General features: G+C 71.0%; 10 protein-coding genes. 2 read left to right on the top strand and 8 right to left on the bottom strand.

Going from position 1 to position 12,651, the window contains the following annotated elements; all coding sequences use genetic code 11:
* Nucleotides 1-153 precede the first annotated feature (153 nt).
* The 8 genes from ACH4S9_RS27970 to ACH4S9_RS27935 form a co-directional block, all read right to left on the bottom strand.
* Nucleotides 154-2,367: a peptidylprolyl isomerase gene (locus ACH4S9_RS27970; protein WP_398374326.1), complete on the bottom strand. Its 2,214-nt coding sequence runs from the start codon at nt 2,365-2,367 to the stop codon at nt 154-156.
* On the bottom strand, nt 2,364-3,464 hold the full coding sequence (locus ACH4S9_RS27965; protein WP_311722221.1) for a hypothetical protein: 1,101 nt from the start codon (nt 3,462-3,464) through the stop codon (nt 2,364-2,366). Before ACH4S9_RS27965 ends, ACH4S9_RS27970 begins: the two co-directional genes overlap by 4 nt.
* 34 nt (nt 3,465-3,498) lie before the next feature.
* Nucleotides 3,499-5,415: a RiPP maturation radical SAM C-methyltransferase gene (locus ACH4S9_RS27960; protein WP_385337699.1), complete on the bottom strand. Its 1,917-nt coding sequence runs from the start codon at nt 5,413-5,415 to the stop codon at nt 3,499-3,501.
* 29 nt (nt 5,416-5,444) lie between these two features.
* Entirely contained in the window at nt 5,445-6,269 is an 825-nt protein-coding gene (locus ACH4S9_RS27955) for an ABC transporter permease (RefSeq protein ID WP_385337702.1), read from the bottom strand.
* Nucleotides 6,256-7,023, bottom strand: coding sequence for an ABC transporter permease (locus ACH4S9_RS27950; protein WP_385337705.1), 768 nt, complete (start codon nt 7,021-7,023; stop codon nt 6,256-6,258). Before ACH4S9_RS27950 ends, ACH4S9_RS27955 begins: the two co-directional genes overlap by 14 nt.
* On the bottom strand, nt 7,020-8,000 hold the full coding sequence (locus tag ACH4S9_RS27945; RefSeq protein ID WP_398374323.1) for an ABC transporter ATP-binding protein: 981 nt from the start codon (nt 7,998-8,000) through the stop codon (nt 7,020-7,022). The genes ACH4S9_RS27950 and ACH4S9_RS27945 overlap by 4 nt, the downstream gene beginning before the upstream one ends.
* Nucleotides 7,997-10,117, bottom strand: coding sequence for a putative PEP-binding protein (locus tag ACH4S9_RS27940; protein ID WP_398374322.1), 2,121 nt, complete (start codon nt 10,115-10,117; stop codon nt 7,997-7,999). The genes ACH4S9_RS27945 and ACH4S9_RS27940 overlap by 4 nt, the downstream gene beginning before the upstream one ends.
* A gap of 302 nt (nt 10,118-10,419) precedes the next feature.
* Nucleotides 10,420-10,560, bottom strand: a complete 141-nt coding sequence (locus tag ACH4S9_RS27935; RefSeq protein WP_311722214.1) for a hypothetical protein — start codon at nt 10,558-10,560, stop codon at nt 10,420-10,422.
* A gap of 117 nt (nt 10,561-10,677) precedes the next feature.
* Between ACH4S9_RS27935 and ACH4S9_RS27930 the strand changes: the two genes are divergently transcribed.
* Both ACH4S9_RS27930 and ACH4S9_RS27925 read left to right on the top strand, forming a co-directional pair.
* Complete coding sequence (locus ACH4S9_RS27930; RefSeq protein ID WP_311722213.1) at nt 10,678-11,298, top strand: MBL fold metallo-hydrolase; 621 nt, start codon at nt 10,678-10,680, stop codon at nt 11,296-11,298.
* A gap of 145 nt (nt 11,299-11,443) precedes the next feature.
* On the top strand, nt 11,444-12,640 hold the full coding sequence (locus tag ACH4S9_RS27925; protein ID WP_398374319.1) for a cytochrome P450: 1,197 nt from the start codon (nt 11,444-11,446) through the stop codon (nt 12,638-12,640).
* Nucleotides 12,641-12,651: the final 11 nt, after the last annotated feature.

Raw genomic sequence — 12,651 nt, 5'->3', positions numbered from 1 at the left:
CCGCCGCCCCGGTTACGTCCTTACGCGAACAACGTTCGATCGTTAGCATCGGCACCATCGCCACTACGGGAGCGCTCCCATCAGAGATGACCGAGAAGGGGCCACTGAGAGCCGATCGCATGAGCACCGCCGTACGGCCCGACCGCTGACTCCTCAGTCGGCCGAGATCGTGACCCGGTCGAGCCGGACCGCCGTGCGCGACGAGGCGATGTCGCCGACCACGCTCCGGGACGGGGCGTCCGCCACCTCGCCGAAGATCGTGTAGTGCCCGTTCAGATGCGTCGCCGGAGCGAGGGTGATGAAGAACTGGGAACCGGTGCTGTCCCGGCCGAGATTCGCCATGGCCAGCTGGAAGGGGTGCTCGAATCCCCGATCCGGAAGGACTTCGTCGGGTATCCGGTATCCGGCGCTGCCGTGCCCGGTGCCCAGCCGGTCGCCGCCCTGGATGGCGAATCCGGGCACACGGCGGTGGAAGACCGTGCCGTCATAGAAACCGCCGGTGCCCGCGGCTCCGGTCAAGGGGTCGGTCCAGGGGCGGCTTCCGGTGGCCAGGCCCACGAAGTTGTCCGCCGTGTACGGGGCTTCCTCGGGCCGCAGGTCGAGGTGGATGTCGCCGTGCCCGGTGTGCAGGACGGCGGTGATGGACCGGTAGATCTTCAAGGGGGACGAGAAGGGGCGGCGCGCCACCATGCGGCGGATCCGCACCGGGGAGTCGCGCAGCGGGTCCCGCAGCGGGTCGAACGCGTCTCGCTCGCCGCGGTCTCCGCATCCGACGGTGCCGGGGGCGCTTCCGGGCAGCCCGGTGCCGCCCCGCCCCGATCGCCTCGTACGGGCCCCGGGCGGCGGGGTCGGGCTCGGCCCGAGCCACATCGGATGGTGTTCCGCCGAGTCGCGGAACCGTCCGTGCCACAGCTCGCGGACCTCCGCCGAGGCATGGGTGAGCAGCGTGCCGAGATCGGTCGCCGCCTGGGCGTCCAGCAGCTCGCGCATGGTCGCCGTGTCCTGGTATTTGTCGAAGAGCGAGCCGTTGTTGTGCTCCAGGGTGAAGCACTGGTCGACGAAGACCCGGTCCGGCAGCTCGTGGAGGACGTACCGGCGCACCATGGCGGCGACGGGGGCCCATGCCTCTCCGCCGAACTCGACCCCCGGACCGGCGAACGCCTCGGTGGCGAGCTGGAGCGCCCGTGCGTGGCCCAGCTCACGACGCAGACGCTGCCAGGTGACGCGGCTGTCCCCCTGGTTGATCTCCCCGATGAAGTCCGCCAGCTCGCGCGGGTAGTGCCCGGTCCTGGCCCGTTCGTAGTGTCCGAGCTCGTTGCCGATCACATTGTCCAGGTGGCCGGCCAGCTCGGCGCACAGGTGGGGCAGCCACTGGAACAGCCGTGCCCGGGCCGTGCGGTCGCCCGCCGCCGTCAGCCATTCGAGCAGATAGAAGTCGGCGGCGAGGGAGGACGGGTCGACATGGTCGACGAACCAGCGCGGGCTGTGGGCGGACAGGTCCGCGGCCATCCGGGTCAGGGCCTGGTCGCGGTCGACGTCGCCGTCGAGATACCGGGGCCAGTGCCGTTCGGCCACCGAGTACAGCCGCGGATAGCGCCACTTGGTGCCCAGGACGTCGGCGCAGGGACGGTGCCCGGAGTCCACCGCGCGCACCAGATGCCCGGCCGTCATCTCGACGAGGATCTTGGTGAGGACAACCCGCAGCCGGCGCCGGTACGGAGCGCCGCCGGGCAGGCGCCGGACGAGTTCGGTGGACAGATGGCCCTCGGGGATGGCACCGGACTTCAGCTGAGCCCAGCCCAGCATGGTCAGGACGGCGTCCGCGAGCGTGGCGCCCCGGAACCGGCGGCAGTCGGCGTAGACGCCGGTGGCCCTGCCTTCGGCGATCAGAAAGCCCGTGGCGGGCGGGGCGGGGGCGAGCGGCACGAGGTGGAGGTCCAGCGTCCGCCCGGTGTCCACGGTGCCCAGCGCGGCGCAGAGCGGGGCCAGATAGCGCTCGGGCGCGAGGAGGTCGGTCACCTCCGCCACCCCCTGTTTGCGGACGTCCTCGAACAGCGGGAGCGCGTCGGCAAACATCGGCGCCGCGGCGGTCAGCGCGGTGGTGATGAGCTCGGCGCCGGGACGGAGGGCGTCGTCGTCGACGAGCGTGGGCAGATCCTGTGGCCTGCGTGCGGCGGCCAGGAACGCGGGCAGGCCGGAGCCGACCGTCCGCGCCCAGGACCGCAGCCCGTCGCGGAACAGATCGGTCTCGGGGGTGACCGGCCTGGGCAGGAAGTTGAGTTCCCAGGAGCCGGTGCGCCCGATCAGCTCGCGCTGGAGCGCCAGGGCGAGATCGAGGGTGGTGCTGCGCTGCTGACGGAACCTCACGTCCGACCCCGCTCTCCCCGTGGTCCGTCCGATTCGGTGAGCAGACCCGCGTCCCGTAATTCGGTGATGACGCTCCGGCACCGCTGCTCGGTCAGCCCGGCGAACACGGGCGACTCCTTCGACAGCTCCAGCGCGGCCTCGGTGACGGCCCGCTCGGCACGCCCATGGCACAGGCCCCAGACCAGCGCCGTGTGGGGCGGCAGGCGGAAGTGCCGGCCGCCGGGCTGGACCAGCGTCACCATGTCGTCGTAGGCGCGCGGGAAGAACCCCGGGGCTCTGCGCAGCGGGCCGCTCCCCTCCAGCCAGGCCGGCCAGCGGGAGACGTCGACGTCCTGCCAGCCCAGGGTGGCGGTGGCGATCAGACAGGTCTGGGCGAACGACATCAGGGCGGTCAGCCCGGCCTGTGGGTCGGCGGCCAGCGGGTCCTCCCGCAGCAGCCGTTGGAACTCGGCGAAGGGGAACCCCTCGGGGCCGCCGCGGGCGAGCTGCCGCCACACCCATTTCTCGCCGAAGTACAGCTCCCCGCACGCCGCGGCCAGCGCCTTGCCGGCACACACCAGTGCGCGCCGGCCGACGAGCGCGGCCGGGTCCAGGTCGACCGGGCTGTCCGACGCGCGCAGCCCGAGGCAGTCCTCGGCCGCGAAGAACGCGGTGAGGATCCAGCTGTTCATGACCAGGCGGGAGAGCCGGAGGGGCTGCTCGGCGAGCCGCTGCCGCAGCGCGGCCAGCGTGCCGGAGTCGGTCACGATGTCGCCCGTCCACAGCCGGACGGCCAGCGCGACCTCGCGCTCCGACAGCGTCTCTCCCGTGTGGTCCGAGCGCAGTCCCGTGCCGAGGACCCGGTCGACCAGCGACTCCAGGGTGTCCGGCGAGAGATGCTGTACGTCGACGCGGACGGTGTCGGCGAACATCTGCCGCCGTTCCTCGCGCGCCGAGGACCTGACCAGATAGATGTCGATGTCGCTGGTGGCGCTGGAGAGCCCGACCACCGAACTGCCCGCGAGGAACGCCGCGTCCGCGTTCACCGTGGCGGCCAGGCGGGCAGCGACGCTTCTGCCCAGGCGGACCCGGTCCCGGGCCGATGCGGCCTGTGTCATGCGCTCACCCCTCCTTGACGCGTGGCCACGACGCCTACCAGCCGGGGTTTTCCGGCAGCGCGAGCCCGAGGTACTTACCGTCGTCCGACACCATCACCCCGGCCCGGCAGCACTGCTCGAGGAAGGCCCTCACCTCGTCCTCGGACACGGACACCTCCTTCGCCACCAGCTCCCGGGCGATGGCCGCCGCTCCGCGGGGCGCGTCGCCGCAGGACTCATAGGCCTCGGCCTTCCAGCCCGCCAGGACGGCCCGCCTGGGCTGGTCGGTCCGGCGGTCGATCAGCGTCAGCTTCCCGGGCAGCCGCTGGTGGACGAGGCTGGGCTTCGCCTCGGAGAACCGCCGCTGCCATTGCGAGACGGCGGCGCCCAGCTCCGCCACCGCTTCCTTGGAGCAGGTGCCGGACACCTCGTAGTCGAAGAAGTACGCGATCTTCTCATGGTCCAGGGAGGCCGGATAGACATGGCCGTAGCTGGCCCGGGGCCGGATGCCGGTCATGGGGAAGGACGGGTCCGTGAAGTAGGGGCTGAAGCGCTCCAGCCAGATTCTTCCGCAGCCCCCCGGTGGCTGGAGATGGTGCAGCAGCGGGAGCAGGCGCAGCTGCTCCGCGTAGTCCTCCTCGGTCTCCCCCGGGAATCCCGCCAGGATGTTCCAGGAGACGTCGATCCCGTAGTACATGGCCCATTTCAGCAGCCGGATATTGATCAGCTTGCTTGCGCCCTTGCGCATCAGCCGCAGCACATGGGTGCTCAGGCTCTCGATTCCGGGCTGGATCCGGAGGATCCCGGCATGTCTCAGGGTGGCGAGCTGCTCCCGGGTGAGATTGGCCTTCACCTCGAAGAAGAGGTTCACGTCCCAGTGCTCTTCGGCGAGTTGTGCGCAGAGCGTCGAGAAGTACCCCATGTCGAGGATGTTGTCCACGGTGTCGACGTGCACCACCGGGTAGTCCCGCAGCAGCGCGGCGAGTTCGGTGAACGCGCGGGAGCCGGACTTGGACCGGTACGCCATGCCGAGCGCGTTGAGGCCGCAGAAGGTGCAGTGGTGTTTCTGGCCCCACCAGCAGCCCCGGGAGAACTCCACCGGCAGCCTTACGGGGGCCCGGCCCAGCAGCCGGGCGCGGTCGAACCGCTCCAGCCAGGCGAAGTAGTCCCGGTAGTCCGGGACGGGAAGCTCGTCGAGGGCCTGCGGGCGCTGTGCGTCGGCGGTCGGGGGCCGGCCGGTGGCGCCGTGCCGCAGCACGCCGGGGAGCGGGGTGTCGACGCCGTCGGCGATGTTGTTCAGCAACGCGGGGAACGCGAGGTCGCCCTCGCCGGCCACGACGTAGTCGAGCCAGGGCAGTTTCCTCGCGTACTCGGCCCCCATCTCGCCGTCGAAGTTCGCGCCCCCGTAGACCAGTGTCACGCCCGGGTGGCATTCCTTGATCTTCCTGCCCAGCGCGAGGGACGCCGTATTCTGCATGAACGTGGAGGTGAAGCCGATGACGTCGTATTCCCCCCAGACAGCCCTGGCCGCGCACTCGGCGATCCAGTCGGGCAGCGTCTCACGGCGTGTCCGGGCGAGGTCCTCGAGGCCCTTTCCGGTCAGCTCGTCCCAGATGGACTTCACTTCCGGATACTCACCGAAGTACGCGTCGTCGGCGGTGACTTCGCCGAAGGCGGCGTAGGAGAAGAGCCACTCGCCCATCAGGTGCAGCCGCTCGGAGGCGATGTTGGCGATCGCGTCGTAGGCCTCGGCCCCGAAGAGCGAGGCGAACTCGATGTTGAGGTAGTGGCTGTCGCACTCGTGCCCGGCGCTCCGGGTGATGGACTGGAGCAGTCCGCACTGGATGGAGGGCGCGTGGATGCGCGCCCAGGGCATGTTCACCAGGGCGACGCGCAGCCGTCTGGCGGGCGGTGTGCGGTCCTGTGGTTCCTGTGCCGTACGCACGGCCAGGGGCAGGTGGATGATGCTCATCGGTTTCCCCTCGGGTGTGGGCACATCGGTCACTCGAAGTCGTCGTGGCCGAGCCTGCTCGCGCGCCGGGCCTGGACGAGGATCGACAGCGCGGCGAGGGCGGTGAAACCGAGGCCGGCGGCGGCCTCGAGACCGAGGTCGCCGAGCCAGGGCCGCCCGGCCATCCCCGCGCGGACGGCGTCCAGGCCGTGGCGGCCCGGCAGCACTTGGCCGATCGCGTCCACCCAGGCCACCCGGCCGGTCGGGACGATCGCGCCGCTGCACAGCATGACCAGATACGACAGGACGTTCGGCGCCACCACGTCGGCCCGTTTGCCGACCGTCATCGTCGCCCCGGCGAGCCCCAGCACGCTGAGAGTGAGCGCGATCAGCGCGTACACCCACGCCCAGGGCAGCAGCCGGAGGGCGAAGTCCGTCATACCGAGGAGGGGTGCCGCGATCGCGGCCTGGACGAGGAGCAGGACCCAGCCCATGACGGGATAGGGAAGCGCCCGGGCGATCTGGGTGACCGTGGGGGACAGCGCGCCGGTCCGGACCCGGGCGAAGGTGGCGTACTGCTTGTCCAGGACGGGGACGGCGACGACACCGTTGACGTTGGTGCCGCTCAGCACCAACACCAGCGAGCCGGCGAACGCGTACTCCCGGTGTCCGGGACCGGCGAGGACCTCCGCGAGCGTGGTGAAGAAGAGGATCTGGAGGACCCCGCGCGGCAGGGTGGCGCCGAGCAGACCGGCGGGCGTCTCGAGCGCGCGGTACTCCAGCCAACCCATGCGGGCCGCTTCGGCCGCCCGCCAGGCCAGGGGGGCGCGGGCCGGGGCGGCGTCACCCGCCCGGGCGGCGTCATGCGAGGTCAAGCGTGCCCCCCTTCCGGGACACCTCGACGGACCTGCGGTAGGCGAACCCCGCGGCGGAGAAGTAGCCGAGCGTCAGCAGAGTCGCGATACCGAGCGGGGTGGCCGTGACATCGCCGGTGGCCGCGCCGACCATGCAGTCCTTGATCCAGTGCAGGCTGATCACCTCGGGCACCCAGCGCAACCACTCCGGCAGCGCGCCTGCGGGGATGAGCAGCCCGCCGAGGACGAAGACCGGATACATCAGCGCGTGGGACCACACCAGCCCGTTGCGGGTCACCAGGAAGAGACATGACACCAGCGCCCCGAGGGCGGTGCCGGAACACACCAGCACCACCAGCGACACCGCGATCCACCCGGGGTGCGCCACGCTCAGCGGCAGCCCCAGCGCCGCCGCCGTGACACCGGTGGAGACGAGAATCGCCCCGACGCTGGTGACGGTGGCGCCCAGGCTCTTTCCCAGCAGCACCAGATACGGGGACCACACTCCGGAGACACAGCGGGCGAGCGTGCCGTAGGTGCGCTCACGGCGCAGAACGCCTCCGCTCATCCACACCGTGGAGCCCCACAGGGCGGTCAGCGCCACGGCCACCACGAGCTCCGTCGCCCCGTCCCGGTCCGGGCGGCCGGTCTCCACCGCGGTCACCAGGAACACGGCCGGAAGCATGCCGGAGTTGACCAGCAGCAGCGGATTGCGTCGCATGGCCCGCTGCTCCATGCGGGCCGCGGTCAGGAACATCCACAGGGCGCCGCTCACCGCACCCCACCGACCCGGCTGCCGTTCGCCAGGCGCGCGGCCACATGCGAGTAGACGTCCTCGAGCCGCACCGCATCGATGCGCACGTCCAGGACGCTGACATGGGCCAGGGCCTTCTCCAGGAGGCCGAACGAGCCGACGCTCCAGTCGCGGACGTGCAGCCGGAGGGTCCATGCCCCCTCGGCCACGTCGACGCCGCCGACGGCGATGTCGGGTGACGACAGGGCGCCGCCGTCGGGCGGGCTGCCGGTGCCCCGCACCGTCACCGTGGCGGTGTAGCCCGCCTGCCGGGCGAACTCGTCGACCGGCAGGTCGGCCGCGAGGGTGCCGCCCGAGAGGATGATCACCCGGCTGGCGAGGCGCTCGATATCGAGCAGATAGTGGCTGGTGAGCAGGACCGACACCCCGGTGTCGCGCAGCGCGGCGACGGTGCCGCGCAGCCGTTCGGCCTCGACCGGGTCGAGACCCACGGTCGGCTCGTCGAGCAGCAGCACCCGCGGCTCGGCGATCATGCCGATGGCGATATGGAGCCGCTGGCGCATGCCCTTGGAGTAGGTCTCCACCGCGCGGTCGGCCGCGTCGACCAGGCCGACCTGGTCCAGGGCGGCGTCCAGCTTCGCGCTCAGGCCGCGCCGGCCCACCCCGGCGAGCATGGCGAAGAACCGCAGGTTGTCGCGGCCGCCCAGCTTGGCGTAGAGGCCGCGGTCGCCGCCCAGCACCACGCCCGTCATACGGCGCACCTCGCGCAGATCGCGCGTGACGTCATGGCCGAAGATCCGGGCGCTGCCGGTCGTGGGCAACAGCAGGGTGGCCAGGATCTTGGTGAGGGTGGTCTTGCCCGCGCCGTTGCTGCCCAGCAGGCCCACGATCTCGCCGACCCCGACCTGGAAGCCGACGTCCCGCAGCGCCACGATCTCGTGTCCGCGGTCGGTGAAGGTGCGGCCCAGGTGTTCCACGACGATCGCCGGTTCGCTCAACGCGCCGCCTCCATCGCGTGGACGTCCGTGGCCCCTTCGGCCACGGCGGCCCGCGCGGCGGCGAGCCTTGCCAGGGGGATGCGTGGCGGTGCGCAGGAGACATGGTCGAAGCCCGCCTCGGCAAAGAAGCGCACGGCCGCCGCGTCGGCGGCCTGCTCGCCGCAGGCGCCGAGCGTGATGTCGGGGCGTACCGCGCGTGCCTCGTCCGCGACCCGCCGGGCCAGGGCCCCGACCACCTCGAGGTCCAGCCGGGCGAAGGGCGATTCGGCGAGGAGCCCGAGGTCCTGGTAGGCGGGCAGCAGATGCCGTTCGGCGTCGTCGCGGGAGAGCCCCCAGACCAGCGCGGTCAGATCGTTGGTGCCCAGGGACAGGGAGTCCGCGCGGCGGGCGATGGACCGGGCCAGCAGCGCGGCCCGCGGGGTTTCGATCATGGCGCCGAGCGAGATGCCCGCCTCCTCGCGCGAGGTGCCCAGACGGTCGCAGACGTCGTCGAGCAGGCCCCGGACGAAGTCCAGCTCCGCCGGTGTGCTGACCATGGGGACCAGGAGCTCGGGCCGGGGGTCGCCACCCGCCCGGCGCACCGCGAGGGCCGCTTCCACCAGCGCCTGGATCTGTACGGTCGTCAGCATCGGGAGCAGGACGCCCAGCCGCACGCCGCGCACCCCCAGCATGGGGTTGTGCTCGTGCAGGCGGCGCGTGATGTCGAGCCGGTCCCGGTCGGCGGGGGCGCCGGTCGCCGCCGAGGTCAGGGCGAGTTCGGTCAGGTCGGGGAGGAACTCGTGGCGCGGGGGGTCGAGCAGCCGGATGGTGACGGGAAGCCCGTCCATCGCGCCGAGCACGTCCGTGATCTCCGCCCGCAGGAGGGCGCGCATCGCGGCGAGGTCCTCCGCCATCTCGGGGCCGGGCCGGGCCATCAGGACCCGCTGGAGCGTCTGATGGCGCTCACCGAGGAACATGTGCTCGAGCCGGCACAGCCCCACCCCGGTCGCGCCGAGCTCCCGCCCGGCGGCGGCGTCCGCGCCCGTGTCGGCGTTCACCCGCACCGAGATGCCGGGCAGCCCGGACAGCGCCTCGTCCAGCCAGCCGGGCAGCGCCGTGCCGGCCTGCCGTTCGGCGGTCCCCTGCTTCCGGCCGCCGAGATGGATCGTCCCGGCACCGCCGTCCACCGTCACCAGGTCGCCGGCGCGGACGGTGTCGCCGCCTGTGGTGCGCAGGCTCGTGCCGTCCCCGTCCAGCACGCCGTCGACGAGGGCGGCGACGGCCGGCCGCCCGAGTCCGCGCGCCACGACCGCCGCGTGTGAGGTCTGTCCGCCCCGCTCGGTCACGATGGCCGTCGCGGCGAGCAGGCCCGGCAGGTCCTCCGGCCGGGACTCGGCGAGGACGAGCACCGGCCGCTCGCCGTTCGCCTGGGCGGCGACGGCCTCGGCCGCGCCGAAGACGACGGTGCCGGTGGCGATGCCGGGGGACACGCCGAGGCCGCGCGCGGCGACGGGCAGGCCGAGGCACCGGGCCGGTGCGGAGCGCGCCTGCTCGATGTCCGCGGGCTCCACCAGCGACACCGCCCGCGCGGGGGTCAGCCGGCCCTGTCGGTACCGTGTGGCCACGGCGCGCAGGCGAGCGGCGCCGTGCAGGGGGGCCGGGGTGATTCCGACGAGGTGCGCGAGGCCGTGTTCGACGGCGAATTCCACCCTGGCCGGCCATTCGAGTCCGGCTTCGGCGGCGCGGACCGCCTCGCGTAACCGAGGACCCCAGGGCTGTGTGTCGATCAGTTCGGCGAGATCCGTGCCGCCCGCCGTCAGCAGCTGGGCCCCGGATCCTCCCGCGAGATAGGTGCCGGTCACGCCGGGGCGGCCGGTCGACGGATCGCAGGAATAGGCGAGTCCGCTGCCTCCGTCGGGGCCGCACCACAGCAGCTGCCGCCCGAGCATGAACTGATCCGGTCCCGTCCCGTCCCTGGTCAGCGCGCGGACCAGGGTGGTCACCTGCTCGATGGGGTCGTCGGGAAGCGCGGCGCCGGGATCCACGGCGGCGAGGGCGGCGGCCAGTTCGGCCCGGCGGGCCGCAGCGAATTCATCACCGGCGAGCCCTGCCAGCCACCGTTGGCCGGCAGGGCCCATTCCGAGAAATGACAGGCGACTTCCCTTCGGGCAGGGAAGCCATGCTGTCAGGAAAACGGGGTCATCCGCGCTCCCGAGGCGATGATCGGGATCGAGCGCGCCGATCGCCTCATGGATGGTGTCGTCAGCCGCATCGACCGGCAGCCGCAATGCTGAATCAGCGGGAAGGCAGCCCGGCAGATGATCATTGACCACGCGCTGTATCCCCATCTCCCAAGGGCGAGGTTCGGCACCGATGCCGGTGGTGAACCTTTATTGACAACATGCCCCGAATAGGCGAGGGGCGGGTTGACGAGTGGACGTTACCGCTTTACGAACTCGGGGCGGACGCCGAGCAGGTACACGCGGTCATCCAGGTCATCGGCCTCCTCCGGGGAGATCGGGGAGAACTCCAGCTCAGCCAGGTCGGCCAGCTCTTCGACGTTCGAGTTTGATATGTCCATGATCTGACGCTAGCAGGGCCCCCACCTTGCGACAAGGTGAACTGCCAATGTCCGCAGGGGAGTTGACAAGTGGGCCTTTCCGGCCATTCCTTCCGGAGGGAATTCAGGTTTCCGGTTATGCTCACGCGGGTGCGAATGACGCGGATCACCAAGTACACCCATTCCTGCGTCCGGTTGGAACACGACGGCGGCGGCACGCTGGTCATCGACCCCGGCATCTGGAGCGAGCCCGAGGCCCTCGCGGGCGCGGACGCGGTCCTGGTGACCCATGAACACGACGACCACATGGACCTGTTGCGGCTGAAAGGGCTGGGCATCCCGGTCTACGCGCCCAAGGCGGCACGCATCCCGGGCCTGGACTTCACCGGTGTCGTCGCCGGTGAGGAATTCACCGCGGCGGGTTTCCGGGTGATCGCCCGCGGCGGGCGGCACGCGCGTATCTACGGCGAACTCCCGGACTGCGCCAATCTCGGCTACCTCGTCGAGGACAGCCTCTACCACCCCGGGGACTCGCTGCACCTTCCCGGCCAACCGGTGGAGACACTGCTGGTCCCTCTTCAGGGGTCATGGCTGAAGACGGACGAGGCGATCGAGTTTGTACGCGGGGTCGGGCCGGAGCGGGCGTACGGCATCCACGACGGGCAGATCAACGAGCGGGGGCTCGGCAGCCTCAACGGCTGGCTCACCGATCAGTGCGATGGCCGCTACCGCTGGCTCGCGCCGGGCTCGTCCGCCTGACGGCCGAGCCGCCCCCTTATGGCACTTTCCCTAGTCCGGGTTCCGTCTCCTGGCCGCTCCTCTCCGAACAGTGTTATGTCTCATGGAGAATGCGGAAACTCCGCGGGGACGGGCAATCGGCCACGGACACAGGGGTGGGACGGGAATGACGGCACTTTTCGATCCACGAGATCCTTCGGTGCGCACGGACCCGTATCCCCTCTATCGAAAGCTGCGCGAGTCGGATCCGGTCCATCGATCGAACTTCGGTTATTGGATCCTTTCGCGCTACGCCGATGTGGATGCCGTACTGCGGGCGCAGGGCGCTTCGAGCGAGTTCTACCGGGACCCGACCTGGGCCAACCGCCGCGGCGGTCCCGACAGCCCCCTCGTGCGGAGCGTGCGAAAGTGGATGCTCATGCTCGACGGACCCGCCCATCGACGGATCCGCGGCGTGATCGGCAAGGTTTTCACCCGGGCCGCCGTGGAGCGGCTGCGGCCGCGCATAGCCGCCGAGACCGACCGGTTGCTCGACGCCGTGGGCGAAGGCGACACCGACCTCATCCAGAGCCTGGCCCTGCCCCTTCCGACGACCGTGACCTGCGAGCTTCTCGGCCTGCCCACAAGCGATCGGGACCAGTGCCGCCGCTGGACGGAACAGATAAGCCGCGTGATCGACCCCTCGATAACCGCCGCGGACGCGGTCGATATGAACGCGGCGGAGGTGGAGTTCCGCGAATATGTCGCCGGCCATCTCGAAGAGCGCAGATCGACTCCGCGGGACGACATTCTGTCCCTCCTCCTGCACGCCGAGGCCGACGGCGGTCGGCTGACCGAGGAGGAGATCATCGCCAATGTTCAGTTCTTGTTCGTCGCGGGCCATGAGACAACGGTCAATCTGATCGGAAACGGCCTTCTGGCGCTGCTCCGCCACCCCGACCAATTGCGCATCGCGCGCGACAACCCGGAGACAATCGCCGGCGCCATTGATGAGATCAGTCGATACGACCCTCCCGTGCAGATCGTCTCCAGACTTCTCACCGAAAACCTCCCCCTCCAGGACATCACCCTCCCCGAGGGGGCCAAGGTGATGCTGCTCTTCGGGGCGGCCGGTCGGGACCCGGAACGCTATCCCGACCCCGACCGCCTCGACTTGAACCGCACCGGAGTGAAAACGCTGGCTTTCAGCGGTGGGCCGCATTACTGCGTCGGCGCCGCGCTGGGGAAGCTGGAGACCTCCATGGTGCTGACGGAGCTGGTGCGGCGGTATTCCACGATCGAGCTCACCGGCGACGATCTGGTCTGGCGACCGAACGTCAGCTTCCGCGGCCTGGAGGAGCTGCCGCTCAGGCTGGTGCGCTGACGACGCGCACG

Origin of the sequence: Streptomyces sp. NPDC021225 (assembly GCF_044332865.1) — a bacterium.
In the GTDB taxonomy this organism is placed as follows: domain Bacteria; phylum Actinomycetota; class Actinomycetes; order Streptomycetales; family Streptomycetaceae; genus Streptomyces.
Note: the sequence above shows the minus strand (reverse complement) of the source record. Positions and strands in the feature narration are given on the sequence as shown.

Bases quoted from the DNA above. Each gene is read 5' to 3' on its own strand.
- ACH4S9_RS27960 (WP_385337699.1), bottom strand. From the start codon at position 5,415: ATGAGCATCATCCACCTGCCCCTGGCCGTGCGTACGGCACAGGAACCA.
- ACH4S9_RS27925 (WP_398374319.1), top strand. From the start codon at position 11,444: ATGACGGCACTTTTCGATCCACGAGATCCTTCGGTGCGCACGGACCCG.
- ACH4S9_RS27935 (WP_311722214.1), bottom strand. From the start codon at position 10,560: ATGGACATATCAAACTCGAACGTCGAAGAGCTGGCCGACCTGGCTGAG.
- ACH4S9_RS27930 (WP_311722213.1), top strand. From the start codon at position 10,678: ATGCTCACGCGGGTGCGAATGACGCGGATCACCAAGTACACCCATTCC.
- ACH4S9_RS27940 (WP_398374322.1), bottom strand. From the start codon at position 10,117: ATGGGCCCTGCCGGCCAACGGTGGCTGGCAGGGCTCGCCGGTGATGAA.
- ACH4S9_RS27965 (WP_311722221.1), bottom strand. From the start codon at position 3,464: ATGACACAGGCCGCATCGGCCCGGGACCGGGTCCGCCTGGGCAGAAGC.